Below are 25092 nucleotides of genomic sequence, written 5' to 3' on the forward strand. Positions count from 1 at the left end.
TCAGGCTTCCGTGCCCGGCGTTATACTCTTCATACTTCAAGCTGCATGTGCGTTGGCTGCTCTCGTTCACCCGAATCACTTACTTCAGTAAGCTCATCGGGATTCGCTCATTTGCCGCCTTCCTGCAACTCGAATTATTTTGGGTATAGGCCTAAAGTTAACGAGAGTTCAGCGGGGCGTGCATTTCGCCGTCACCGACTTTGATGTTAAGCAGCGCCGCAAGACGCTTGCCGACCAGCTCAATATCAAAGGCCGCGGCTGAGACCGGGCTAAAATCAAAAATCGACTGCTGGGAAGCGTTGGCCTCCGCCACGCTCTCATCGCGGTTGACCACGCCCAGCAGCCTGTCGCCAAGGCGCTGCTGCATAAAGGCGGTCACGTCGCGGCTGATATTGCGGCGGTTGTCGCTCTGGTTGAGCACAAAATAGTGACCGCTGCGATGGTTAAGCGCGCCGCCGATCATTTTTTCGTTCTCAATCTGCGGCAGCAGCGACAGAGAGGCGGTATCCGCCAGCATCACCACTAAATGCATATCGGCAAGTGCGGTCATAGCTTTAAGCGCCGGGCCTGGGCCTGGCGGGAAATCCGCGATAATCGCCAGGCCAGGATAGTTGAGGACGCTGTGCAGCCCGCGCGCGAGGAAGTTGGGGTCACGTGTCAGATTGTTTTCAAACTCAACGCGTTGCTCTTCGCTGACCTCCCCGTAAGGCAGGACAAAAATATTGCCGCCGGTGGTGAGGATCGACTGACTCCAGTCGGAAGATTCAGCTGATTTCGCCACAAAGCCACGTCCGTCGGCCAGCGGCACGCCAAAGTGCAGGCGCAGGGCGTTCTGCACGTCAAAATCGATAGCCAGCACCTTGCTGCCGCCGCGTGCGAGGGCATGAGCAAGGTTGGCCGCCATGGTGGTTTTACCCACACCGCCTTTAGGGGAGCAGACGCAAACTAACGGCATGAGGCAATTTTCTCCAGCAGGGGTTGTAACAACACATCCTTCGACAGCGCCTGAGGAGCAGGGGCCGCAGCCGGACTAAACAACTGTTTGAAGCTCGCGTTAACCGGGGCCGGAGCCGCCGTAACGGGCTGTGGGGCGGCCGCGGCCGCAACGGGCTGAGGCGCCTGAGCCACAGGGGCCGGGGCGCTTTGCACGACCGGTTTAACCGGCGTGCTGGCTGACAGCTGTTCGAGCAGGGAAGAGCCAGCCATGGCAGTCTGGCGGGCAAGCGGCATGGCGCGCAGCGGCGCAGCATCCGCTACCGGTGTCGCCGCAGCGACGGGCTGCGCTGTTGCGACTTCAGGCGATCCCGCCTGCAGCGAGGCGGAAATACTGTCGAGCAGCGAGGCGCCGATCTTATCGTTAGCCATTGGCGCGGCCGCAACATAAGCGTGGACCGGTAAATGTGGTGCCACCGCAGGCATTTCCGCTGGCGGGGGGCTAAAGGCAGCGGAATCGATCGGCTGCGGTGCCGCCAGATCGATACGCTGACGGTTATCCAGCACCGACCCTGCGCCCTCATTCAGCAACTGTTTGATTATCGCCCAGTTGGTGCTGTCAGAATTGATCGCCTGCTCAGACATGTCTTTGAATTCAATATGGTTTGTTTGCGTTTTTTCTTTAAAACGCTGCAGGTCATCATAACTTTTCATGAGAATGATCGCGCAAGGTGGATGTTTTCGCGGCAATATAACATATAAATTTTAAATCACTCAGACTAATCTCATATCACAGATAAGGGGATTTGAAAGAATAAATAACGTGAAATAAGTAAAATAATTAATTGCAGGGGTTATATATCAGCACAGTGATTATTTGCCTTAGGTGATTATTTCGCGTATTTCCTGACGACCATTTCATTTAAATGAAATACCTTCCCCATATTTACGCTTTCCCGATGCGACGTTTTCCTTTTAATTATTAAGGCTATCCCATAATCCTCTGCTACCCAAAGAAAATTTGACATAAGTCACTGCGAAAGCCCTGTCCAACCTCCTGTTTCTTCGACCTGCCCTGATTGGGCTTAGGGAGGATAGATTAGGATGGTTTTTTATACAGCATAGCAGCGCCAGAGAAATCATCCGTTTGGCTTAAGAATTTTGTGCGGTTGGGAAGAGAGGGCCGACCGGAAAAAAGGGTCGGCCCCTACAAACGTCTGTGCGGCAACGTAGGGGTCGACCTTTCGTTTTGGTCGACCCGCAGAATTGAAAGGCCGACCGGAATAGATGGTCGGCCTCTACAGGATTGCCGCAGTCAGGTCAGGCCGCCGGGTTCTCGTCCTGATCGACAGCGAAGCAGGCAACCTGCTGACCGCCGTAGGACTTCAGCTGCGGCTGAAGCTGCACGCAGGTGCCGAACTGGCGGCGGCAGCGGGCGTTAAAGGCGCAGCCCGGTGGCGGGTTGAGCGGGCTTGGCAGCTCGCCGGTCAGCTTGATGCGCTCGCGGCGCTCGTCCGGGTTGAGGCGTGGGGTAGCCGACAGCAGCGCCTGGGTGTAAGGGTGGCGCGGATTGGCAAAAATCTCCTCTTTGCTGCCCTTCTCCACGCAGCGGCCCAGGTACATCACCATCACTTCATCGGCGATATGCTCAACCACCGACAGGTCGTGCGAGATAAACACGTACGACAGCCCCAGATCCTGCTGCAGGTCCATCATCAGGTTCAGCACCTGCGCACGCACCGACACGTCGAGCGCGGAAACCGGCTCGTCGGCAATCAGCACGTCCGGGTCGAGCATCAGGCCGCGTGCAATGGCGATACGCTGACGCTGGCCGCCGGAGAACATATGCGGATAGCGGTCGTAATGCTCGGTTTTCAGGCCAACCTTGGCCATCATCTCCAGGGTTTTCTCGCGGCGCTCCGCTTTGCTCAGGCTGGTGTTAATCAGCAGCGGCTCTTCAAGGATCTGGCTGACCTTTTTACGCGGGTTCAGAGAACCGTACGGGTTCTGGAAGACGATCTGGATTTTCTGACGGCGCAGCTTCTGCGCTTCCGGGTCGTGCTTCAGCAGGTCCTGCCCCTGATAGAACAGCTGCCCCTCGGTCGGGGTTTCGATCATCGTCAGCAGGCGGCCCAGCGTGGACTTGCCGCAGCCGGACTCGCCGACCACCGCCAGGGTTTTGCCGCGCTCAAGATCGAACGACACGCCGTCCAGCGCTTTGACCAGTCGCTCCTGGCCAAACAGCCCCTTTTTCACCGGGTAGTGTTTTTTCAGGTCGATGGCCTGCATCAGCAGCGTGGCTTTATCGTGTTCAGGCTTCATAAGTGGGTCTCCCGGCATCATCCAGTGGGAAATGACATTTGGACTGGCGCCCGGCAATATCATGCAGTGAAGGCTCTTCGCTGCGGCAGCGATCCTGCGCATACGGGCAGCGCGGGTTGAGCAGGCAGCCGTTCGGGCGGTCGTATTTGCCCGGCACCACACCCGGCAGCGACGCCAGACGCGCTTTATCCGCCGCAAACTCCGGCAGCGCACGCAGCAGCGCCTGAGTGTACGGATGGCGCGGCGCTTTAAAGATGTCCACCGCTTTACCGGTTTCCACCACCTGCCCGGCGTACATCACGATAATGTGCTGGGCGGCTTCCGCCACCAGCGCCAGATCGTGGGTAATCAGGATCAGCGCCATATTCTCCTGGCGCTGCAGATCGAGCAGCAGCTCGATGATCTGCGCCTGAATCGTCACGTCGAGCGCCGTGGTGGGCTCATCGGCGATCAGCAGCTTCGGCCGACAAGCGATCGCCATGGCGATCATCACGCGCTGACTCATCCCGCCGGAGAGCTGGTGCGGGTAAACGTCAAGGCGCGAAGCCGGGTCAGGGATACCGACCTGGTTTAGCAGGTCGATAGCGCGCTGGCGACGGGTGCGCTTGTTGCCGCCCTGATGCACCTTTATCGCTTCCATAATCTGGAAGCCCACGGTGTAGCACGGGTTGAGGCTGGTCATCGGGTCCTGGAAAATCATCGCCACTTCCGAGCCCACCAGCTGGCGGCGCTCTTTTTCGGAGATGCGTTTCAGGTCGCGCTGGTTAAACACCAGGTTGTCGGCCATCACTTTGCCGGGGTAATCAATCAGCCCCATAATCGCCAGCGAGCTGACCGATTTACCGGAGCCGGATTCACCGACGATCCCGACAACCTGCCCCTGCTCTACCTGATAGCTGATGCGGTCGACGGCGCGGAACGGTGCTTTTTCGTCACCGAAATGCACCGAGAGTTTATCTACTGTTAAGAGTGCCATCTCGCTGCCTACTGTTTGAGTTTCGGGTCAAGAGCGTCGCGTAAGCCGTCGCCCATCAGGTTAAATGCCAGTACCGTCAGCAGAATGGCAACACCCGGGAAGGTGACCACCCACCAGGCACTTTGCGCGAACTGCAGCACGTCGGAGAGCATCGTGCCCCACTCCGGCGTTGGCGGCTGCGCACCCATACCCAGGAAACCCAGCGCGGCCATATCGAGGATCGCGTTGGAAAAACCGAGAGACGCCTGCACAATCAGCGGTGCCAGGCAGTTTGGTAAAATATTGACGAACATCTGACGCACCGCACCGGCGCCGGCCACGCGGGAAGCGGTGACGTAATCACGCGTCACTTCCACCAGCACCGCAGCACGGGTCAGACGGATGTAGTGCGGCAGGGCGACAAAGGTCAACGCTATCGAGGCGTTAACAATCGACGGGCCGAAGATAGCCACCAGCACCAGCGCCAGCAGCAGGCTTGGCAGCGCCAGCATGATATCGACCAGGCGCATAATCGCCGCGTCGACCGCCCCGCCGACATAACCGGCAATCAGGCCGAAGATCACCCCGAAAATCAGCGACAGCACCACCACCAGGCAGCCGACCAGCAGCGACAGGCGCGCACCGTACATCAGACGCGACAGCACATCGCGGCCCACGTCATCAGTACCGAAGAGATATTGCCAGCTGCCGCCTTCCTGCCAGGCTGGCGGCTTCAGCAGCGCATCGCGGAACTGTTCGGCGGGCGCGTGCGGGGCCAGTACGTTGGCAAACACCGCGATAATGATCATCAGAACCACGTAAACCAGGCCGATCACCGCGCCTTTGTTACGCTTAAAGTAGTGCCAGAATTCCTGTATCGGGGTCATCGGCTTGGGTGCAGCGCTGACGCTGCCTGGATCCACAACAGACATGTTGGCCCCTTATTTCTTGTGACGGATGCGCGGGTTAACCACGCCGTAAAGCACGTCGACCAGCAGGTTGACGAAGATAATCAGCGTCGCCACCATCAGCACGCCCCCCTGAACCACCGGGTAGTCACGGCGCTGTAGTGCGTCGATTAACCAGCGCCCCAGGCCCGGCCAGGAGAAGATGGTTTCCGTGAGGATGGCCCCGGCCAGCAGCGTGCCGACCTGAAGACCGATCACCGTGACCACCGGCAGCATGGCGTTGCGCAGCGCGTGGACCACAATCACCCGCATCGGCGTCAGCCCCTTGGCGCGCGCGGTGCGAATGTAGTCTTCGCCCAGCACTTCCAGCATTGCCGAGCGCGTCATACGCACGATCACCGCCAGCGGGATGGTGCCCAGCACGATGGCCGGCAGGATCATATGCATCACGGCGTCTTTAAAGTCGCCCGGCTCGCCCCAAATCAGCGTGTCGATCAGCATAAAGCCGGTCAGCGGCATGCTGTCATCGAGGAACACCGTATCGCCCACGCGCCCGGATACCGGGGTGAGGTTAAGCTGCACCGACACCAGCATGATCAGCATCATGCCCCACCAGAAGATAGGCATGGAGTAACCGGTCAGGGAGATGCCCACGGCGGTGTGGTCGAAGATCGAGCCGCGTTTTACCGCTGCCAGCACGCCCACCGGAATACCAACGGCAACGGCAAACAGCATCGCGCAGATGCCCAGTTCCAGCGTGGCCTTGAAGCGCGGCACGAACTCGTCCCACACCGGCACGCGGCTTTTCAGAGACAGGCCCAAATCGCCATGCATCACACCGTTGATATAGGTGATGTACTGCTGCCAGAGTGGCTTATCCAGACCAAGCTGGGCCATCAGCTGCGCGTGACGTTCCGGGGAGATCCCGCGCTCGCCCACCATAATCATCACCGGGTCACCGGGGATCATATGAACAAACGCGAAGGTTAACAGGGTGATACCGATAAACGTCGGGATGACAAGTCCCAGACGTCGGAGTATGAACTGCAGCATAATCCGTGTTCTCTTTTATTTCCTGCAGCCGTAACCGACAGGATTATTATTGCTCACATCTTGCGAAAGAAGGGCCAGGCATGCCTGGCCCCTTCGCAATTTACGGGGAGTTGTAGCTCTCCAACCCGCCGTATTATTCCTGGATATCAACCTGCGCGAAGTAGTGACCGCCCAGTGGATCCACTTTGTAATCTTTCACTTTCTTACTCACTGGCTCATACACGGTAGAGTGGGCGATGATCAGCGCTGGAGCCTGATCGTGCATCACCACCTGAGCCTGCTTGTAGTACTCAATACGTTTGTTGTGATCGTCAGTGGCACGTGCCGGCTGGATCTGATCTTCAAACGGCTTGTAGCACCAGCGTGAATAGTTAGAACCGTCTTTCGCTGCGGCACAGCTGAACAGGGTGGCGAAGAAGTTATCCGGGTCCCCATTGTCGCCGGTCCAGCCCATCATCACGGTCTGGTGTTCACCCGCTTTGGCACGCTTCAGGTACTCGCCCCACTCGTAGGTAACGATCTTGGCTTTCACGCCCACTTTCGCCCAGTCGCTCTGGATCATCTCGGCCATACGGCGCGCGTTCGGGTTGTAAGGGCGCTGTACCGGCATCGCCCACAGGTCGATGGAGAAACCATCCGCCATACCCGCTTCTTTCAGCAGCGCTTTGGCTTTCTCCGGGTCATAGCCATAGTCCTGAATCGCGTCGTTGTAGCCCCACATTGTTGGTGGGATCAGGTTCTTCGCTTCCTGGCCTGCGCCCTGGTAGACCGCTTCGATAATCGCTTTCTTATTCACCGCCATGGTCAGTGCCTGACGCACTTTCAGGTTATCCAGCGGCTTTTTCTCAACGTTGAACGACAGGTAGCCAACGTTCAGGCCAGGCTGTTCCATCAGGTTGATATTTTTATCTTCTTTCATGCGCGCGATATCAGCCGGGTTCGGGTACGGCATCACCTGGCACTCGCCCTTCTGCATTTTGGCATAGCGCACGGAAGCATCCGGGGTGATGGAGAACACCAGACGATCAATCTTCGGCTTGGTGCCCCAGTAGTCAGCGTTGGCTTTGTACAGAATGCGTGAATCTTTCTGGTACTGCAGCAGCTGGAACGGGCCGGTACCGACCGGGTTCAGGTCGAGTTTGTCCGGCGTGCCGGCTTTCAGCATGTTGTCAGCGTATTCGGCAGACAGGATAGACGCGAAGTCCATACCGAGGTCAGCCAGGAACGGTGATTCCGGGCGCGTCAGTTCGAAACGCACGGTGTAATCGTCAACCTTAACGATTTTGCTAATCAGGTTAGGCATATCCATGCCTTCGAAGTATTCGTAGCTGCCGCCGGAAACGCCGTGATATTTGTTGTTTTTATCCAGCTGGCGTTCGAACGAGAACACCACATCATCCGCGTTAAAATCACGCGTTGGCTTGAAATCTTTGGTGGTCTGCCACTTCACGCCTTTACGCAGGTGGAAGGTATAGGTTTTGCCGTCTGCGCTGACATCCCATTTCTCTGCCAGTGCCGGGTGTAATTCAGTGGTCCCGATGGTGAACTCGACCAGACGGTTGTAGATCTGACGCGAGCTGGCGTCATAAGTGGTGCCGGAGGTGAATAACTGTGGGTTAAAACCTTCAGGCGAACCTTCAGAACAATAAACCAGGGTTTTTGCCTGAACACCTGTGGCGATCAGCAGTGCAATGGCGCTGAGACCGACTTTCAGCATCCCGGATTTAGCCAGGGAAATACTCATGCTTTAGCTCCAATAAGTGATGTGATGTTGTGTGCTCTACCCTTCATTCTTCAGGCCGCTGGTGCGTTGGCTGCTCTCGCTCACCCGAATCACTTACTCAAGTAAGCTCATCGGGATTTACTCGCTTGCCGCCTTCCCGCAGCCCGAATTATTTGGGTATAACGCCGACCGATAATTTTTGTGGGTGGTCTGTGCGTGGTGCCTTGCGGCTACAGTTAATCTGGCGGGGTTTGTGGGTTTCTGAAGCCGTGGACACTATCAGACAAATCCCCTTACCTTTTGTACTGAGGGTCCAATTTGTCAATAGTTTCAAGGAACGTCAATACAAGCGTCGGGTTTTTACTCAGAGTGTGAGAAACAGCAAGCAAATATTAAAAAAACAATTCAATAACATTTTCAGTTTAAAAACGCACCGCATCCATTTAACCTGGAATGAATCACTGCCTGACAGCCTGCATGACAGAACATCACGCCGAAAAAAAACTTGTAAAATAGTCCATGAAACGCTGCATTTTGCGTCATAAAAATGTCTATATGACGTACTTATAGGTAAAAATGCTGCAACGCAGGTATAAGAAACGATCAACAAGTCAGGAGCGGTCATAAGCGCAACGCGACGCGAATTAAGTGAGCGATCGCAGGTGGGATAAGGAATTTATGCGGGTAATAAGGAATTTTTTTGGCAGGGAAAGTAGGCGGGTAAAAACGCGGGAGTAGCAGAATATTCGGCAATCCACCGCCTGTGGGTGTCGACCCTTTTTTTCCGGTCGGCCCGTGTCCAACGCAAGGTGACATGAACCGTAGGGCCGATCTTCTGTTTCGATCGGCCCGGTTAAAATGGCTGACCGGAAAAGAGGGTCAGCCACTACGGGGAAGAGGTTGCCCCGCGTTACGGTTTCGCACACCAGTTGTTGGCCTGCTTGATGCCGCCATCCGGCGAGGTGTAGCCCAGGCAGCCGAGAATGGTGTCGAACAGCTCAACGTGACGGTGGGTTTTACCCGCCTTCTGCTCGGCCTGCAGGCGCTCAAAGGCGCTTTTGTTATTCGGGTCTTCAAGATACTTATCCGACGCCCACACCATCATCGGCACGCGGAACTGCTCCGGTGGTGCCATGTTGCGCGGCGTGCCGTGCAGGTGCATGTTCTCGTCGATCGACTCGCCGTGGTCCGCAGCATAGAACACGATGGCTTTCTTATCGCGCAGCTGGTCAAACACGCTGTCGAGCATGCTGTCGACATACAGAATCGAGTTGTCATAGGCGTTAATCAACATCTCTTTACTGCAGGTATCGTCCACGCCCATACATTCCGGCTGGTAGCGGGCGAAACTGCGCGGATAGCGCTGAGAATACAGGTAGTGCGAGCCTTTGGTGTGCAGGATAACCAGGTGCTTGCCCTTAGGATGGTCATCAATCGAGGTTTTCAGCTCCGGGATCAGCAGCATATCGTCAACCGATTTACCCTGATTACGCTGCTCTGAACCGATCTGCTCGCGGAAGGCATAGCTGTCCGCGTTAGTGTTGTTGTAGAACCACACTTCGCTCTGCATCGCGTACAGATCTGAGCTGAAGCCCAGCTCTTTCAGCACCGAGAAGACGTTCTGCTCTTTCAGCGTGCGCGCCGGGCCTTCCTCTGTCCCGCCTTCACGCACGAACATGCAGCGCAGGGAGAGCTTAGTTGAGGTGTCGCAGGATTCACCGCGGAATGCCACCAGGTTCTTCTCTTTCGACAGCTTCGGCGTGTTATCGCGACTGTAACCCAGCATTCCCATATGGTCCCAGCGCGTGGTTTCACCAATCACAAACACCACATAGGTATCGTCCAGTCCCGCCGGGGCGTTATAGGTAAACTTTTTTGCCGGGTCGAACAGGCCTTTGCTGTCCATCTCTTCGTCATAGCTGGTGTAGGCAAACAGCCCCAGCGCCGTCACCCAGTTAGACGGCAGATAGGAGTGTGCAACAACCCCGCCATAGCTAGGCAGGTCAACGTTGGTCTGCTTCTCATTGGCACTTTGCTGCTTGTCGAGGTAGCGGATAGGCCCCCAGACCAGCAGCAGGGAGAGTAACAGCGTCAGCAGCGGCTTTATGCGCTGCCCCGGGGTTTTCATCTGTGCCAGCAGCGTGCCGGGCAGGCGGTTACACCAGATCAGTACCAGCGGGATGATGCTGACCAGCACCATCCACAGGATAAAGTGGTAGCCCACCACTTCTTTAGACAGGTCGGTATCGGTGGTCATCACTGAGGCAATAATGCCGTAGCCGATCACCACGTTGAAGAAGGTCATATAGTAGCTGGCTGAAACGGAGATCACCGTCAGCAGACTGACGGTAATGCGCCAGAACCATTTTCCGCCCAGCGAGAGCAGGCGCAGCAGGAAGAAGGAGAGCAGGAATGCCGCCATCACTTCGGCCAGCATCGAGAACGCCTTGAGGGCGTCAAATTTCGCCAATAGGGGTTCGAAACGACGATAAAATACCGGGATATTCAGTAAAATCCCGATATACAAAGCCAGCAATAACGACAATTTCTGCTGGGTAAGCATTTTAAAATAATTCATTCGACCTTAATCCTGGCTTTAACCAAACAATTACTAAACACGTTCTGAACGCTAATCAGACCCTGGCACTGCGTCAGAGTTCGACGACAAAGCCAATAATCCTTAATGCCGCCAATAACCAGAGAAGTCTGATGGTGGGTAAGGGGCGATCTCACAGGAGGGGCGTTAGTAAAACACACTTGCGGGGGGTTAGTCTGCGCAACGGCGATATTTTCGGCAATGTAGCGATAAAACGGTCACGTGGTTGTCTGGTAAAACAGCAAACGGGGCGAGAAACTGCCCCGTTGCGGCAGCGATACCTGGCGGTATCGCTGCAAAAGTAAGGTGTTAGTCGTTGATAATATTCAGCGTGACGTCGATATTGCCGCGCGTGGCGTTAGAGTAAGGGCAGACGATATGTGCCGCGTCCACCAGCTTCTGCGCTTCAGCGCTGTCCATGCCCGGCAGATGAATATTCAGCGTCGCTTCAATGCCAAAACCGGTCGGCAGCGGGCCAATACCCACTTCGCCTTCGATAAATGCCTCTTTCGGCATGGAGAACTTGTCACGGCCGGCAACAAACTTCATCGCGCCGAGGAAGCAGGCAGAGTAACCTGCGGCGAACAGCTGCTCCGGGTTGGTCACTTCACCGCCTGCCCCGCCCATCTCTTTCGGCACGCCCAGTTTAATATCCAGCACGCCGTCGGAGGAAGTGGCACGGCCATCACGACCACCGGTGGCTTTGGCTTTTGCGCGGTAAACAACTTTTTCTAAAGACATGGTAAGGCTCCTCAGTTTATTTATTCGCGATTAAATCGCGTGCTATTTAAGTGGCTCTATAGGGTTAATGTGACTTTTATCTTCGCCACGCGATCAGCCGTTAAGGTTATCGCGCAGCGTTTCCAGTTCGCCTTTCAACGCCTGTAATTTTTCGACTTCGCAGGCAGAGGCGCAGTGCACCGACTCGGGTATATTCAGCGCCTTCTGGCGCAGCTGTTCACCCTGCTGCGTTAAGGTCACTACCACCTGACGCTCATCCTTGCGCGAGCGCCGACGGTGCAGCAGCCCCGCCGTTTCCAGCCGTTTCAGCAGCGGGGTTAAGGTTGCCGAATCGAGAAACAGGCGTTCGCCAATCTCAGAGACCGTGACATCATCCCGCTCCCACAGCACCATCATCACCAGATATTGCGGATAGGTGATCTCCAGTGGGGCCAGCAGCTGGCGGTAGAGCTTATGCAGCGCCAGGTTGGCAGAATAAAGTGCGAAGCACAGCTGCTGGTCGAGCAGCAGTGGCGCATCCTTCACTTTTTTGTCATCTTTATCTGTAGTCATGACAAACAATATAAATAGTGCGCTATATAATTGCAAGCGACTTTATTCCCGGGAGAAAATCATGCTGCAAACACTGGAAGAGCAGGCGCGTCGCTATGCCACCAAAGCCCATGCCGACGCGGGCCAGCGCCGCAAATATACCGATGAGCCCTATATTGTCCATCCGGCGGCGGTGGTTGAACTGGTGCGCAGCGTCTGTGACGACGAAGAGATGCTGGCCGCCGCATGGCTGCACGATACCGTTGAAGACACGCCGAACACCTTAAATGATATCCGCAACGACTTCGGCGAGCGGGTGGCTTCGCTGGTTGAGATGCTGACCAATCGCGGTGCCACAGCCGGACAGAACCGGGCGGCGCGCAAACTCGCTCATTTCCGCCACACTCAACAGGCCAGCCCCGATGCACAAACCATCAAGCTGGCCGACATTATCGACAACACGCGTTCAATTGTTCATTTCGATCCGCATTTTGCCAGGGTCTACCTGATTGAAAAACGCGTGCAGATCCAGCTTCTTACCGCCGGAAACCGGACGCTGTGGCAGCAGGCAGAACAGGTTATCGAGCAGGGAATTAGTCAGCTCAGCCAGCCGCCGCATAACGTCCCGGAAAGCTGGTTTACTCAGCAGGAAGCAAAATATCGCCTAAAAGAGTAGCGCTGCGGCGCGCTGGTTTGTGACGCACTGACTTAGCTTTTTGTGTCGCAAATTTCAGTAAAGCATAAAAGGAGTAGTTTCCAAAAAAACGCTCCCTATAATTGCCGACCCTTGTAACACCGGGAGGCAACATGTCTGCAGATTTACGAATAATTATAAATAAAGCACTCTCTTTTATCGGCCTGGCGGCCTTTCTCAGCCTGATGATGGGCCTGATCTTTATCGACGTGGTTTGGATGAATAACGCCGTCCATGAGGCCTCTTTCACCGAGTGTGCTCAGGAGATCATGCTGGGACTGATGGCGCTACTGTTTTTCTGGCGCGCCTGGCGTTCGCCAGCGGAGCGGTCGATGATGGTGCTGGCCGGTGGCTTCTTCTGCTGCATGCTGATCCGCGAGATGGATTTCCTGTTCGATGAGTGGCGCCACGGCAGCTGGTTCTGGTTTGCGCTGGCCGTTGCGCTGAGCTGTCTGGCTATCGCTCTGCGTAAACCCGCCACCCTCATCAGCGGTCTGGCGACCTTTATGCGCCACCCGGCATGGAACATGATGGCGGCAGGGATGATCACCATTCTGGTCTTTTCACGACTGTTTGGCATGCATGAGCTTTGGCAGCATCTGATGCTGGATGGCTACAATCGGACCGTGAAGAATATGGCAGAAGAGGGCAGCGAACTGTTGGGTTATTCACTCTGTCTGTTCGCTACCTTCAGCTATTTATGGCAAAGCGCCGGCCATGCTGTAGAGCAGGAAGAGAGGACTGGCTCAACCTTACAGCTTGCCCGTGCATCTTCGGCTCAGTAGCCAGCGCATCTCGCTTTGGTCGGTATTTTCACGCTCGCGGCAGTGGTAGGCGAGATCGATTCGGTGACTTTTTTCTTTTTTTTCTGGCAGTAAGAAAACATGCTCGATAAAGATTTCGTGGCACCGATGGCGTGAACCTTCCGCTTTGGTTTTACGCGTCTGGCTGCGAATAATCGCCGTTTTTCGCAGTATGTAGGATATCTGGAAGGAGGCCCGCCGTTCCGTAATCGCAAACGCGGCGGAGATCTGCTTGCGGCCGACCCAGCTCTTCTGGCGGCAGCACCACAGGGCGATAAGAATATATAACGGTCTGTCGGCATATTCACTCAGTTCGTCAGGCACGCGGCCACCGTCATGATTGCTTTGCCTGACAATTTTGCTGGTCCCATTTTGTTTTTTTTCTGCACACACTGCGATATTTTTCATTATATGCTCGCTATCCTTAGCCGGAAAAATATCCCCATCCCAGGACGAGATGGGGATAGTGTTAACAGGCAATCACCATGAGTAACTTAACCCTACGTTCGCCTGCCATGGGCGAGAGATATCATCGCCTTTGGTGTAGTTGAAGCTGGCGTAACCCCCGACATCCTTCATCAGTTTCACCTCGGCACCGGCCCCCACCTGAACCGCAGCGCCATCGATACTGTTGTTCATGCTTACGTTGTTCAGCTTCATCTCATTGCTGTCGGCAAATTCGTTGATGCCTGCCAGATGAAAGTAAGGCTTTACGTAACCCTGATTGATATCGAAGGTGTAACCCACATCAGCACCTATCTCGCCCTGCAGTGATTTGTAGTCGTCACCATTCACCACCATGCCGTTGTTCATGGTGTAGTGCACACCATCAAAGGTACGGCCGGTCGCTTTGATATAGGGTTCAGCGAAGTAGCCCCGATCGGTCCAGGTGTAACCCAACTTCATGCCCAGACCATAGCCGTTGCCGGAGAAGTCAGAACGTGAACGCTGGCCGTCCAGCATATGGGCGTCGCCGCTGTTGCTGAAGTGGTCAAACTGCGCGTGAGTATCAACAAAGATGCCATTATCGAAGTGACGCGACAGATAGAACTGCGCACCGTAGCTGTCCAGATCGCCGCTGCTGTTCATCACATTCATATCTGAACGTGCAGAAGAGAAGGCCAGACCGGCTAACCAGCTGCCACCATTCCTGGCATCAAACAGGTTATCCACACCCAACATCACACCGTTGGTGTTCAGCTTATATTTAGCCCCGGCATTGGTGGTGTTTTTGCTCTTGCCGCCGAAGTAGGAAACCCACACGCCGCCCTCATCACCCGCGTGACGCGAAGCCGTCATATGCTGGGCCAGTGCATCCGTCTCCATACTGGCAACGTTGACCTGTGAGGCAGCCATGCTCAGCGCTGTGGCAGCGCTGTTGGAGAGGTGACCGTTGTTTTTAAAGTACACGTTGTGTTCGTCATGAACGTTATCGTTGTACTGATCAACCGCCTCATACTGCCAGACACCCATCTCAGTGCGGCCATAGAAGTGTGCATCGCTGCCCTGGCCCAGATAGTTGACAAAGCTGTGCGGGTTATAGCTGCTGGCGCCATTCTTATTGCCACGGTCAGCGATATAGCCCTCTTTGACGTATGGCTCAGCGCCTGAGTTAGCTATCGCCAGCTGATACAAGCCCTGTGCTGAACCTTTCACCTGCATGGAGCCGTAGGTATATTTACCGCCCAGATTCAGCAACGGCTCAGCCACGGCTTTCCCGATGTTAACCCGTGAGGTCAGGTAGTGACCTTTGCCATCTTTATCCTGCGACAGGTTACCGTGCACCACCACGCGGGCGGCGCCGAGGTCTTCATAACGACCGCGATCGCCAAGGGTTGAGCCGTCGGTATCCACATTGATCATATTCAGGGTGGAAGCAGACAGATTCAGGTCATGCACATCACTCACGGCCAGATAATTATTGGCAGTGGCTGCGGCATTCCATACGGCACCGTTTTTCACATTGAGGTCCGGGTTCCAGGAGAGCACATCAGTGCCGCCCACAATAAAGTCCGGCTGGGCTAGCGAAGTGTTGCCCGCGACGCGACCATTCAGCGTGCTGTGGTCGAGATTAACCGTGACGGGAGTCCAGGCGCCGCCGGCGTTTGCCAGCAGAGTCTGGTTTGCGCTGCTCACGGCATTTCTATAGATTGCGCTGGCGGAATGTGAGCCGAGGATATCGCTTTGTGCCAGCGGGACGGGGGCATCTGTCGCCGTCACATCCACCAGCTGCACCTCATAACCGCTCTGACCTGATGCGGTAATATCACCCTTCACTACGCTGTTATTGGCGATGTTCATAGTGGTGCCGTTGTGCTGACGGTCCAGCAGATTGGTGTTGCCAATCGCTGCGCCGTTAGCCACATAGTCACCGGTTTTGCTGTCGCGCACCACGGATACGGTGATAACCGGGCGGTAGCCGTCATGGTTCAGCTGCACGCTGCCGTTCAGCGTCGAATTGTTCACGTCAACGCGGTTAGCGTGGCCCGACACGCTCAGCGCATTACCGGCATTGTTGACACCGCCAGTCAGGGTAGATTGGTTACCGATCGAGACAAACAGGCCAGAACCAGCGATGGCGACTGCCGTTGAGCCTTTGTCGGCGTAACGGCCATAATCGATGCCGTGACTGAGGGCATCACCATTATCATCCCTGCGCACCGCGGCAAGGTTCTTCGCCACGATCTGCGCGTTATCCAACACCACGTTGGCGCTTTTTGCCACCTGATGAGTCAGCACGCCGCTGTTGAGCTTATGGCCCTCTTTATCAAACTGATAGTCAACGCTGCTGCTGTTGATGCTCAGGCCGGTGGCGGATGGACGTTCGCTATGCGCGTACTCATCATTGCCGCCCCCGCCGACATTACCGGCAGCACCCACGCGTACCGAGTCCTGGTCCAGCGTGTTATCGATAGTGGTATTTTTTACGATCAGCACGTCGCGCGCGCGCTGGCTAGCGCTGTTTTCCTGCAGGTTACCGTTAACGGCAACGGCGGCGGTGATATCGTTTTTCAGGCTAACGACTTTGGTGTAGATCGCCGCATTTTGCAGACCGAAGCTACCGCCGTTGGTGGTCACCGGTTTGATATAGACATCAGAGTTACGCTCCAGTACCAGGGTTTTGCTGACGGTCACAGGTATCTGATTGCCCGCAGTATCCAGCTTAACGCTACCGTCGGCGTTCTTTTGGTACTGGATAGCGCCTGATGCATCACGCTGATAGAGCGTAACGGTCTGGGTTTTTTGATAGCGCCCCTCGGCAGTGCCCATTTTCAGGCCGTCAACCACGCCAACGGGCACGGAATAACTCTCTTTACCCTGTGAGTGGGCCAGACGTTCGCCGTGAACGGCACGCTGGTCGTCTTCACCGATTGGAGAGTGAGCATCTCCGGCGAGGGATGGCGCATTGGCATCCATGTAGGCTTTGTAGCCGCTGCTATTCACCAGTGCGGCAAATCCGGGGGTGTTTGGGTTGATACCGACCCAGCGGGAGCCGGTCACGGCATCATTAACGACTGAGAGGTTGTCACCGCCAATAAATACCGACCCGCCGCCAGTATATTGTCCCGGGCCGTTATGACTGAGTGCCGTGGTGTCTTTTACTGCTGGCGTTGCGCCTGCAGTACCGCTAAAACCGACGAAAATGGCAACGGTTAATGTACTCAGCCTGAAGCTATTTTTTTTCATCACTGCAATTCCTTTTTTTATAAAAAATGATTAAACAACCGGCCTGCTGGCAGCTGTTTTCACTTATCCTTTTATTTCTAAAAAAGCCCTCCACACCAGAATAAGATTTATTCCAGCGAAAGGGTTTGAGCAACTTAAATTATCAAAAAAGATTAATGCGGACGCTTAATACCCTCTTTTAAATAGATAGAGTACTAGTGAGTCTGTTGATTGCAGCTAATAAGTGTAAAGTAAGAATAAATGATCATAAGGATCAATTTATTTTATTGATACACTAACACTTAACGACAGAAGCCCAGAGCGCTAAAAAAACCTATCACCATGATTTTTAATCATAAAAAACCTTAAATGCTCATTATCAGCTGATTATAAATGCAACATAAATGCCGATTTAACAGCTATAAATGTCGCTATGAATTTTTTAAGAGATGACCAGCCCATTATTTCCATGTTTAAAATAAATCGCCCGGTCTATCTGTAGCACATTTAATCAAAGGCAGTAAAAAGGCGTGCGGGAATATATTTTCAACCCTTCAAATAATTAAAATACTCCAGAAAAAAATCGCAATTCATCCAGCAAAGTTATTCTTTTTGAAAATTTCACAAAGAATTAATAAAAGGTTCATTCAGCTTCGCTAGCTTAGTTCACCTTTAGGGAACCAGGCACAGAAGCGGCATCACCACATGAACTCATTTGAAGCCCACCCTCACCCACTCTCGGCGCTGCAGCAGCAGGCGCTCGGCTGCGTCGCGGCGCTCTACCGCCCGCCGCAGCTGAATGCGGTTACGCCGCTGGACGCCACGCTGCGCTTTGGCCTGATCGCCGACCCGCAGTACGCCGACGTCGATGCCGACGTGCCGAAGAACCTCTATTACCGCCACGCGCTGCACAAGCTGCCGCAGGCGATAGATGCGCTGAACCAGCAGCCGCTCGATTTCGTCGTGACGCTCGGTGACCTGGTGGACCGCCACTGGCCCAGCTACCAGGCGATTCTGCCGCTGTATGAAACGCTGCGCCCTCCGCATGCGATGGTGATTGGCAATCATGATGCGCGCGTCATCTCCGACCGCCTGAGCGGAGCGCATACGCCGCCCGCCGGGCTGCCGAAAAGCTACTATCAGTTCCGCCTCGCCGGGTTCCGCTTTATCGTCTTTGATGGCAATGACATCAGCCTGTACTGCAATCAGGGCAACGGCGACGAGCGGCATCAGGCCGAAGCGCAGCTCGCCGATCTGCTGGCGCGCAACCAGCCGCAGGCTAAACCGTGGAACGGCGCGGTGGGTGCGCAGCAGATGGCGTGGATTGAGCAGCAGCTGATTGCTGCTGAGCAGCGTGCAGAAACGGTGGTGGTATTCGGCCACTATCCGCTGGCGCCACACAACAGCCATAACCTGTGGAACGGCGGCGAACTTGCCGCGCTGCTGTGCCGCTACCGGGTGCGCGCCTGCTTTAGCGGCCACGACCATCGCGGCAGCTATGCGCGCATCGGCAATACCGATTTTATCACCCTGAAAGGGATGCTCGACGGCGCCGATAGCGTGCCGTACGCGGTGGTGGAGCTGCTGGATGGCGTGCTGCGGGTGAAGGGGTACGGCGGGGAAGTGAGCCGGATTCTGGCGGCGGATTCAATCACATCGGGTCAGACATCCTGACCCGATGGGGGGTTGTTACAAACGATCTTTAAAGAAGGCTGCCAGCTTAGCGAACGGGATCAGATCGGTACGATCGTAGAGATCGACATGCCCGGCATTCGGCACGATCACCAGCTCTTTCGGCTGGCCCGCCAGTTGGTAAGCCCGCTCACTGAACTCCTTCGAATGCGCCGCATCGCCGGTGATAAACAGCATCGGACGCGGAGAGATGGTTTCGATATCGTTGAGCGGATAGAAATTCATAAACTTCACGTTGCTGGTCAGCGTTGGATGCGTGGTCAGCAATGGGGAAGAACCTTTCGGGGTAAACTCCCCGCGCGGCGTGCGGTAGAAATCATAAAACTCTTTTTCAATCGCGGACGAGTTTGCATCAATTTTATGCACGGTGCCGCTGGTGTATTTTGTTTCACCGCCGGCGAACTCCACGTCGCGCTGGGCGGCCGCTTCGGCGATAATTTTTTTACGCTGCTCCAGCGTTAGCGAGTGATTAAGCCCGCTGCGGTTCGCGGCACCCATATCGTACATGCTGACGGTGGCGATCGCTTTCATGCGCGGGTCGATCTTCGCGGCGCTGATCGCGAAGCTGCCGCTGCCGCAAATCCCCAGCACGCCAATACGCCGGCGGTCAACGAAGGAACGCGTGCCCAGATAGTCCACTGCCGCGCTGAAAGACTCGGCGTAGATATCCGGCGCCACTGCATTACGCGGCTGGCCGGCGCTCTCGCCCCAGAAAGAGACATCAATCGCCAGCGTGACAAATCCCTGCTCCGCCAGCTTCTGCGCATACAGGCTGGCGCTCTGCTCTTTCACCGCGCCCATCGGGTGGCCGACAATTATCGCCGCATGCTTATCATTCTGATCCATGCCTTTCGGCGTAAACAGATAGCCGGTGACGTCCATCTGATACTGATTTTTGAACGTGACTTTCTGCCGGGTGAGCTCTTTACTCTGATAAAAATTATCCGCGCCGCGCGACATATCGGCGGAGCTGGCGGCAAACGCGCTAATTAACAGCCCTAACAGCATGGCAAATCTTCTCATGGTCAGTCCTCAGTGGGGTTTAGTTATCTTTGCGCGAGGCCAGCAGGGCCAGCAGGGCTGCCGCCAGCAGCAGCAGCGCGCTAATCGTGAAGGTGCTGTGGTAGCCGCGGTGGTCAAAGGCCAGCCCGCCGACCGTGGAACCCAGCGCGATAGAGAGCTGCACCACGGCGACCATCAGCCCGCCACCCGCTTCCGCATCCTCGGGTAACGTGCGGGCGACCCAGGTCCACCACCCGGTCGGTGCGGCGGTAGCAACCAGCCCCCAGAACCCCAGCAGCGCGGCAACTGTCCACAGCTGGTGGGCGAAGAGCATCAGCGCTATCGCGGTTGCGGCCATCAGCAGGGGAATGGCGATCAGCGTGGGATACAGTCCCAGGGTTAACAACCTGGCGATCGCCAGCGTTCCCACCAGCCCCATCACGCCAATAGCCAGCAGGATCAGCGACAGCGTGGAGACCTCAACTTTGGTGACGGTTTCAAGGAACGGACGCAGGTAGGTAAACAGCGCGAACTGCCCCATAAAGAACAGGCCGCATGCCGCTATCCCCAACGCCACTAGCGGGTTCGCCAGCAGGCGAAAGACGTTGCCGCTGCGCGCGGCGCGGCTGTCGGTATGCATTGCCGGCAGCGTGAACCACTGCCAGATAAAGGCAATCACCGCCACCGGCACCAGGCTGAGGAACGCGCCGCGCCAGCCGATCACCGCGCCCAGATAGCTGCCTAGCGGGGCGGCAATCACCGTGGCCAGCGCGTTGCCGCCGTTAAAAATCGCCAGCGCGCGCGGCACCTGCTGCGCGGGCACCAGGCGGATGGCGGTAGCGGCAGAGAGTGACCAGAAGCCGCCGATAGCCACGCCAATCAGCGCCCGGCCCGCCATATAGCCCGGATAGCTGGCCGCCAGCGCGATGGTCGCGCCGGAAATCGCCATCAGCGCGGTCATCGCCAGCAGGAGCGTTTTACGGTTGAGATTACCCGCCAGCGCCGGGATCAGCAGGCTGGCCAGCAGGGCAAAAGCCCCGGAGATAGCAATACCCTGCCCTGCCAGCCCTTCACTGACGCCGAGGTCACGCGCTACCGGCGTCAGCAGGCTGACCGGCATAAATTCGGACGCCACCAGGGCAAACACGCACAGCGTCATCGCCAGTACCCCGCCCCAGTGGGCGGCAGCCTGCTGTGCCCTGCTATCGCTCATGGTCATCACACTGTTTCCTTTTCATTGCGCCGCGCGTGGCTGCGCTAGCGCCAGTTTCTGGGTGAAAATTCTACACGCGTGAAGTATGCTGACTAGCTAATCAATACTTAATGGCTTAATAAGCTGAGCTAATTAATCAGGGCGAAACAGGGCGATGAAGCGTAACCTCAATGATTTAATCTCGTTCGTCAGCGTAGCGCGCGAGGGCAGCTTTACCCGTGCGGCTGCCCACCTTGGCGTCACGCAGTCGGCGCTGAGCCAGGCCATTTCCGGGCTGGAGAACCGCATGCAGATCCGCCTGCTGACGCGCACCACGCGCAGCGTCTCGCTGACCGCTGCCGGTGAACGACTACTGCTGGCGATTGGCAACCGCTTTGACGAAATTGAAGCCGAGCTGGATATGCTGACCGAGCTGCGTGATAAGCCCGCCGGTACGGTGCGCATCACCTGCGGCCCCAACGTGCTGCACACCACGCTGCTGCCGAAGCTGACGCCCCTGCTGCTGGAATACCCTGATATCAAACTGGAATTTGATGCCAACCACGGCTTTCGCAACATCGTGACCGACCGTTATGACGCGGGCGTGCGGCTGGGGGATACCATCGATAAGGATATGATCGCCGTGCCGATTGGCCCGCAGCTGCGCATGGCAGCGGTGGCTGCGCCGCACTATTTTGCCCGCCACGCCCCGCCGCAGTCGCCGCAGGACCTGGTGCGCCATAACTGCATCAATATGCGCATGACCAGCTCGGGCGGCCTGTACGTCTGGGAGTTTGATGATGCAGAGGGACCGGTCAACGTGCGCGTGGAGGGCCAGCTGACGTTTAATACTTCAGCGCATATGGTCGACGCCGCGCTCGCCGGGCTGGGCATCGCCTTTCTGCCGGAGGAGGAGTTTGCGCCGCATATTGCCGAAGGCCGCTTAGTGCGCGTGCTGGAAGAGTGGTGCCACCCTTTTCCCGGCTATTACCTCTACTACCCCAGCAGAAAGCAGCCCTCCCCGGCCTTTAAGCTGGTGTTAGAGGCGCTGCGGGAGTAGCGGCATGCTGGTTTTGCCGGAAAAACAGCCTTTTAGCGCAATAGGTTCAGGCTGGGGGATATGTTTGAATCCAGGAATTGGATTTATCGGCGAGGCGCCGCAGTTGTTCGGTTAAACCGAACAGCTGAATGCCCGTACAGGGCATGCAGTAAGCCTTACGTTGAAGTTTTAAATAGGACTTACAGGCTGCTTGTCGTGGTCAACAAAACTGGCCACGGCTTTAGATTTTTGCGTTTAAAGACTCATTCTTTTTTTCGGCAAAGGTATTTACCTTTAATTACACCATCAAAAAAACGGCCTTTGGATTTTGCCGTTATGAAGTCATTATGAGTTTTTTCAGACACTTTAATGAACTGATAGGTCAATGAATCAACAAAAGCCACCTCCAGCACTTTTTCTAATGAAAAATAACTGATGGATGTGATTCTTGATGATATGACTGTCTGAAAGTGCATATTATTCCCTCGTTGTTAACCCACAGCACACCCATAGATGTCTTTAAGGTTTGTTTCACAAAATTATGTTATTTTTTTGACGAAGCGATTTTCAGTACGCCATGTCGCAGACATTGTGTATCCGGGTCGAAACAGCTTAAATGGAGCCCTATTATTCACTCTGACCACAAAGTCATGTGAGACGCTGCGGCCACTATACCACTGGCGATTTTAGCCTGGTCGGGCACAGAAAGACTTACTGTGAACGTTACTGATAACTGCTTATTCTGAAAAACATGCGCACCGGTTGACCTGTGAATCATGAATATTATTATCTCTCAGGCATATTAAAAATACTAAGGGAGGGCAGGTGTTGGGCTGGAAATTACTCATCGGCGTTCTTACTGTCGCCATTGTTGGTTTTGCACTATTTGGTTTCGCTCTTTCACTCCAGCAGCTGAAGTAAAACGACGGCCATCCTCTGAGCTACCCTGCCTGAAACGTAAAAAACCCGCTCAGGGCGGGTTTTTATCACGTTCACTTATCTGCTCAGGCTGATGCCGTCATCGCTGTCGTAAGTGTTCATGTCATTATCAGCTATTACAGCGTGATAACGTTAGCAGCTGCCGGACCTTTGGCACCATTCTCAATCGAGAACTCAACCTTCTGCCCTTCGTCCAGCGTTTTGTAATCGTTACTCTGGATAGCTGAGAAATGTACGAATACATCTTTGCTGCCATCTGCTGGCGTAATGAAGCCGAAGCCTTTTTCAGAGTTAAACCATTTTACTAAACCAGTCATTTTATTAGACATAGATACTTCCTTAAATTTCTTGAGCCACATAAGGTGGCGAACATGGCCTGCTTGCAGATGAGGACTTATTGGGCACTTAGGAGGAGGCTCATGCAGAAGGGTATCTAAGGATAACGCTTGAAATGAGGACTGCTTTACTAAAACTGCTTTCATAAGGTCTGTATGACAAACCGATGAGGCATAGTGGACTCTTATGGGGAAACAATCAAGATTAGTTTTGTCAATGATTTGCCGGGAAAGCTTACAATTCAACGGAGGGAGTGATCTTAAAAGCCCTGCCCGTTGCAGCCAGGGCTTTTAAGGTACTACAGACTTCAAATTTAACATTAATGGACTTATTAAAGTGATACTACTATTAGTACTGCTTTTAAATGTACCCGTTAATTACAGATAATACAGGGTGTTAATACGAAAGGCCCCCCTCTGTTTATCCCGTTATACGCCTGTCTGCGCTTTTAAAATCCCAGCGTGACAATGCAAACAAGCACATCCCCCATCGCGACATAAACTCTTTGATGCGCTGCCCTTTGCCGGCATGGTTACGATAAATACACAAAACCACCCGCATGAACTCAAAAACAAGGCCTTACATCGTCGCGCTAACACTACCATTTTGCGCACCAGCACAAACACTACAAGGCCTGAAAGCGAACTACATCCCAAACAACAAACTTCGTGGCCTGTAAAGCAAAATGGGTTTTAAAATACTTGTTACTATTTAATAACTTACTAACAACGTTTATCGTGCTGATGGATACTAATTTACTCATTTAAGACTTGAGGTCAATGCTGTTTTTTAAAACATGTTTTTATTTACAGCGATAGTGACAGTGCTGCCTCACGCTACTCATTGTAACAACCTGCCAGCGGGATGGTGCTGGCGCCACAGAGGTTACAAAGACTCCCCATATCATGACGAATCGACCGGAAAAAATGGTCGCCCCCTACAGGAAAGGCATTAACGGTAGGGGCTGGGCATGCCCAGCCCGGTTCAGGCATGCCTGAACCCTACGAAGGGCGGCTCATAGGGTTGTGCTTATTACCCAATTCCTAAAGAGAGAGGTTTTGTGGCTGACTTTCCAGACGTCTTAAGTCTGAACTTGTAAGCGTAACTTACAGGCTGCTCTGGCTGGCTGTTCGATTGCTCGTTGAGCCTGGGAGAAAATTTGGCGGAAGATCACAGGAGTCGAACCTGCCCGGGACCGCTGGCGGCCCCAACTGGATTTGAAGTCCAGCCGCCTCACCGGAGACGACGATCTTCCCTTTTGCAGAGGCGGCGAGTATATCACTGCCTTTGCCCCTGTGAAAACTACGGCTTTAGCCATCACACCTTATGTCCCTCCGCGACGGCGATCTGTCCTTTTTTGGCCTTCTTTCCTTGCTAATCCCCATTCATCATAGCGTTAATCCCCTTTAGCAGGAGTCCAGAAATGACTGATACCGTACTGTTAGTGATTGACGCGCAGCAATCCTTCTATCATCGTGGCTACAACGAGGCAGCAGAAACGCCGGCGTTTGAGCAGGCGCTAAGCACGCTGATTGCCGGCTGTCAGGCGAAAGGCATTCCGGTGGTGGATGTGTTCCATGTCGAAGACGAGGGCCCGTTCTCGTTGGCTTCGGGCCTGGTGACGCGCCTGCCATTTATCACCCATGAAGCGACGGGCACCGTGCAGAAGCGCATCCATAACGCCCTGACCGACTCCGGCCTGATGACCTGGCTGGTGCAGAACCAGGTAAAGCACGTGATTATCAGCGGCCTGCGCACCGAGCAGTGCTGTGAAACCACGGCGCGCGTCGCCTCGGACTTCGGCTATCGCGTCACCTTCGTCACCGAAGCGACGCTGACTTTCCCCATTACCCATGACGGCATTACCCTGAGCATTGCGGATTTACGCCACCGCACCGAAAGCGTGCTGATCAACCGCTTTGCGCAAATCCGCACCGTTGAGGGCTGCCTGCAGGAGCTTGCATAAC

General features: G+C 55.0%; 21 protein-coding genes and 1 tRNA gene. 5 read left to right on the plus strand and 17 right to left on the minus strand.

Features of this window, described 5'->3' with window-relative positions:
• Positions 1–157: 157 nt before the first annotated feature.
• From bcsQ to J2Y91_RS07515, 10 genes are all read right to left on the minus strand, one after another.
• A complete protein-coding gene (bcsQ, locus tag J2Y91_RS07470) occupies positions 158–955 on the minus strand; it encodes a cellulose biosynthesis protein BcsQ (protein ID WP_048917845.1) in 798 nt (265 codons plus the stop codon).
• A complete protein-coding gene (gene bcsO, locus J2Y91_RS07475) occupies positions 946–1647 on the minus strand; it encodes a cellulose biosynthesis protein BcsO (RefSeq protein WP_133622420.1) in 702 nt (233 codons plus the stop codon). Before bcsO ends, bcsQ begins: the two co-directional genes overlap by 10 nt.
• Before the next feature lie 606 nt (positions 1648–2253).
• Complete coding sequence (gene dppF / locus J2Y91_RS07480; protein ID WP_133622419.1) at positions 2254–3255, minus strand: dipeptide ABC transporter ATP-binding subunit DppF; 1002 nt, start codon at positions 3253–3255, stop codon at positions 2254–2256.
• Positions 3245–4231 (minus strand): dipeptide ABC transporter ATP-binding protein, encoded by a 987-nt coding sequence (dppD, locus tag J2Y91_RS07485; protein WP_048917851.1) that lies wholly within the window; start codon positions 4229–4231, stop codon positions 3245–3247. The genes dppF and dppD overlap by 11 nt, the downstream gene beginning before the upstream one ends.
• 8 nt (positions 4232–4239) lie before the next feature.
• The gene (gene dppC, locus J2Y91_RS07490) at positions 4240–5142 is read right to left on the minus strand and encodes a dipeptide ABC transporter permease DppC (RefSeq protein WP_099754325.1); all 903 of its coding nucleotides are present in this window, start codon (positions 5140–5142) and stop codon (positions 4240–4242) included.
• 9 nt (positions 5143–5151) lie between these two features.
• Positions 5152–6171 (minus strand): dipeptide ABC transporter permease DppB, encoded by a 1020-nt coding sequence (dppB, locus tag J2Y91_RS07495; protein WP_253537733.1) that lies wholly within the window; start codon positions 6169–6171, stop codon positions 5152–5154.
• 133 nt (positions 6172–6304) lie between these two features.
• Positions 6305–7915 (minus strand): dipeptide ABC transporter periplasmic-binding protein DppA, encoded by a 1611-nt coding sequence (gene dppA / locus J2Y91_RS07500; protein ID WP_253537736.1) that lies wholly within the window; start codon positions 7913–7915, stop codon positions 6305–6307.
• 889 nt (positions 7916–8804) lie between these two features.
• Positions 8805–10472, minus strand: coding sequence for a kdo(2)-lipid A phosphoethanolamine 7''-transferase (gene eptB, locus J2Y91_RS07505; protein ID WP_253537739.1), 1668 nt, complete (start codon positions 10470–10472; stop codon positions 8805–8807).
• Between the two features lie 327 nt (positions 10473–10799).
• Positions 10800–11231, minus strand: a complete 432-nt coding sequence (locus J2Y91_RS07510; protein WP_048917856.1) for an organic hydroperoxide resistance protein — start codon at positions 11229–11231, stop codon at positions 10800–10802.
• A gap of 93 nt (positions 11232–11324) precedes the next feature.
• Positions 11325–11783: a MarR family winged helix-turn-helix transcriptional regulator gene (locus tag J2Y91_RS07515; protein ID WP_253537742.1), complete on the minus strand. Its 459-nt coding sequence runs from the start codon at positions 11781–11783 to the stop codon at positions 11325–11327.
• Positions 11784–11847: 64 nt separating this feature from the next.
• On the opposite strand from J2Y91_RS07515, the gene J2Y91_RS07520 reads away from it, so the two are divergent.
• Together J2Y91_RS07520 and J2Y91_RS07525 are read left to right on the plus strand one after the other, a co-directional pair.
• Entirely contained in the window at positions 11848–12438 is a 591-nt protein-coding gene (locus tag J2Y91_RS07520) for an HD domain-containing protein (RefSeq protein WP_253539477.1), read from the plus strand.
• A 131-nt stretch (positions 12439–12569) separates the two neighbouring features.
• Positions 12570–13241, plus strand: a complete 672-nt coding sequence (locus tag J2Y91_RS07525; RefSeq protein WP_253537745.1) for a hypothetical protein — start codon at positions 12570–12572, stop codon at positions 13239–13241.
• On the opposite strand, the gene J2Y91_RS07530 is transcribed toward J2Y91_RS07525, so the two are convergent.
• Together J2Y91_RS07530 and J2Y91_RS07535 are read right to left on the minus strand one after the other, a co-directional pair.
• Complete coding sequence (locus tag J2Y91_RS07530) at positions 13209–13667, minus strand: CaiF/GrlA family transcriptional regulator (protein WP_253537748.1); 459 nt, start codon at positions 13665–13667, stop codon at positions 13209–13211. The genes J2Y91_RS07525 and J2Y91_RS07530 overlap by 33 nt on opposite strands.
• Before the next feature lie 72 nt (positions 13668–13739).
• Positions 13740–16946 (minus strand): autotransporter outer membrane beta-barrel domain-containing protein, encoded by a 3207-nt coding sequence (locus J2Y91_RS07535; protein ID WP_253537751.1) that lies wholly within the window; start codon positions 16944–16946, stop codon positions 13740–13742.
• Between the two features lie 684 nt (positions 16947–17630).
• Between J2Y91_RS07535 and J2Y91_RS07540 the strand changes: the two genes are divergently transcribed.
• A complete protein-coding gene (locus J2Y91_RS07540) occupies positions 17631–18599 on the plus strand; it encodes a metallophosphoesterase (protein WP_253537753.1) in 969 nt (322 codons plus the stop codon).
• A gap of 15 nt (positions 18600–18614) precedes the next feature.
• On the opposite strand, the gene J2Y91_RS07545 is transcribed toward J2Y91_RS07540, so the two are convergent.
• Both J2Y91_RS07545 and J2Y91_RS07550 read right to left on the minus strand, forming a co-directional pair.
• The gene (locus tag J2Y91_RS07545) at positions 18615–19640 is read right to left on the minus strand and encodes an alpha/beta hydrolase (RefSeq protein ID WP_133622411.1); all 1026 of its coding nucleotides are present in this window, start codon (positions 19638–19640) and stop codon (positions 18615–18617) included.
• 19 nt (positions 19641–19659) lie between these two features.
• Complete coding sequence (locus J2Y91_RS07550; protein ID WP_253537755.1) at positions 19660–20838, minus strand: MFS transporter; 1179 nt, start codon at positions 20836–20838, stop codon at positions 19660–19662.
• 148 nt (positions 20839–20986) lie between these two features.
• Here J2Y91_RS07550 and J2Y91_RS07555 point away from each other — a divergent pair, with 148 nt between their 5' ends.
• Positions 20987–21871, plus strand: a complete 885-nt coding sequence (locus tag J2Y91_RS07555) for a LysR family transcriptional regulator (protein WP_133622410.1) — start codon at positions 20987–20989, stop codon at positions 21869–21871.
• Between the two features lie 242 nt (positions 21872–22113).
• Here the strand turns inward: J2Y91_RS07555 and J2Y91_RS07560 are convergent, their stop codons facing one another.
• From J2Y91_RS07560 to J2Y91_RS07570, 3 genes are all read right to left on the minus strand, one after another.
• Positions 22114–22326, minus strand: a complete 213-nt coding sequence (locus J2Y91_RS07560; RefSeq protein ID WP_133622409.1) for a KTSC domain-containing protein — start codon at positions 22324–22326, stop codon at positions 22114–22116.
• 579 nt (positions 22327–22905) lie between these two features.
• The gene (cspG, locus tag J2Y91_RS07565) at positions 22906–23118 is read right to left on the minus strand and encodes a cold shock protein CspG (RefSeq protein WP_048918687.1); all 213 of its coding nucleotides are present in this window, start codon (positions 23116–23118) and stop codon (positions 22906–22908) included.
• A gap of 1167 nt (positions 23119–24285) precedes the next feature.
• Positions 24286–24380, minus strand: a tRNA-Sec gene (locus tag J2Y91_RS07570).
• A 168-nt stretch (positions 24381–24548) separates the two neighbouring features.
• Here J2Y91_RS07570 and J2Y91_RS07575 point away from each other — a divergent pair.
• Complete coding sequence (locus J2Y91_RS07575; protein ID WP_253537757.1) at positions 24549–25091, plus strand: cysteine hydrolase family protein; 543 nt, start codon at positions 24549–24551, stop codon at positions 25089–25091.
• Position 25092 lies beyond the last annotated feature (1 nt).

This window comes from Erwinia aphidicola (assembly GCF_024169515.1).
In the GTDB taxonomy this organism is placed as follows: domain Bacteria; phylum Pseudomonadota; class Gammaproteobacteria; order Enterobacterales; family Enterobacteriaceae; genus Erwinia; species Erwinia aphidicola.

What these genes read in the sequence shown, in the direction of transcription:
- J2Y91_RS07540 (WP_253537753.1), top strand. Translation starts at nt 17,631, where the DNA reads ATGAACTCATTTGAAGCCCACCCTCACCCACTCTCGGCGCTGCAGCAG.
- dppA (WP_253537736.1), bottom strand. Translation starts at nt 7,915, where the DNA reads ATGAGTATTTCCCTGGCTAAATCCGGGATGCTGAAAGTCGGTCTCAGC.
- dppF (WP_133622419.1), bottom strand. Translation starts at nt 3,255, where the DNA reads ATGAAGCCTGAACACGATAAAGCCACGCTGCTGATGCAGGCCATCGAC.
- J2Y91_RS07555 (WP_133622410.1), top strand. Translation starts at nt 20,987, where the DNA reads ATGAAGCGTAACCTCAATGATTTAATCTCGTTCGTCAGCGTAGCGCGC.
- eptB (WP_253537739.1), bottom strand. Translation starts at nt 10,472, where the DNA reads ATGAATTATTTTAAAATGCTTACCCAGCAGAAATTGTCGTTATTGCTG.
- J2Y91_RS07525 (WP_253537745.1), top strand. Translation starts at nt 12,570, where the DNA reads ATGTCTGCAGATTTACGAATAATTATAAATAAAGCACTCTCTTTTATC.
- dppC (WP_099754325.1), bottom strand. Translation starts at nt 5,142, where the DNA reads ATGTCTGTTGTGGATCCAGGCAGCGTCAGCGCTGCACCCAAGCCGATG.
- dppD (WP_048917851.1), bottom strand. Translation starts at nt 4,231, where the DNA reads ATGGCACTCTTAACAGTAGATAAACTCTCGGTGCATTTCGGTGACGAA.
- J2Y91_RS07535 (WP_253537751.1), bottom strand. Translation starts at nt 16,946, where the DNA reads ATGAAAAAAAATAGCTTCAGGCTGAGTACATTAACCGTTGCCATTTTC.
- J2Y91_RS07545 (WP_133622411.1), bottom strand. Translation starts at nt 19,640, where the DNA reads ATGAGAAGATTTGCCATGCTGTTAGGGCTGTTAATTAGCGCGTTTGCC.
- cspG (WP_048918687.1), bottom strand. Translation starts at nt 23,118, where the DNA reads ATGTCTAATAAAATGACTGGTTTAGTAAAATGGTTTAACTCTGAAAAA.
- J2Y91_RS07530 (WP_253537748.1), bottom strand. Translation starts at nt 13,667, where the DNA reads ATGAAAAATATCGCAGTGTGTGCAGAAAAAAAACAAAATGGGACCAGC.
- J2Y91_RS07550 (WP_253537755.1), bottom strand. Translation starts at nt 20,838, where the DNA reads ATGACCATGAGCGATAGCAGGGCACAGCAGGCTGCCGCCCACTGGGGC.
- bcsO (WP_133622420.1), bottom strand. Translation starts at nt 1,647, where the DNA reads ATGAAAAGTTATGATGACCTGCAGCGTTTTAAAGAAAAAACGCAAACA.
- J2Y91_RS07575 (WP_253537757.1), top strand. Translation starts at nt 24,549, where the DNA reads ATGACTGATACCGTACTGTTAGTGATTGACGCGCAGCAATCCTTCTAT.
- J2Y91_RS07515 (WP_253537742.1), bottom strand. Translation starts at nt 11,783, where the DNA reads ATGACTACAGATAAAGATGACAAAAAAGTGAAGGATGCGCCACTGCTG.
- bcsQ (WP_048917845.1), bottom strand. Translation starts at nt 955, where the DNA reads ATGCCGTTAGTTTGCGTCTGCTCCCCTAAAGGCGGTGTGGGTAAAACC.
- dppB (WP_253537733.1), bottom strand. Translation starts at nt 6,171, where the DNA reads ATGCTGCAGTTCATACTCCGACGTCTGGGACTTGTCATCCCGACGTTT.
- J2Y91_RS07560 (WP_133622409.1), bottom strand. Translation starts at nt 22,326, where the DNA reads ATGCACTTTCAGACAGTCATATCATCAAGAATCACATCCATCAGTTAT.
- J2Y91_RS07510 (WP_048917856.1), bottom strand. Translation starts at nt 11,231, where the DNA reads ATGTCTTTAGAAAAAGTTGTTTACCGCGCAAAAGCCAAAGCCACCGGT.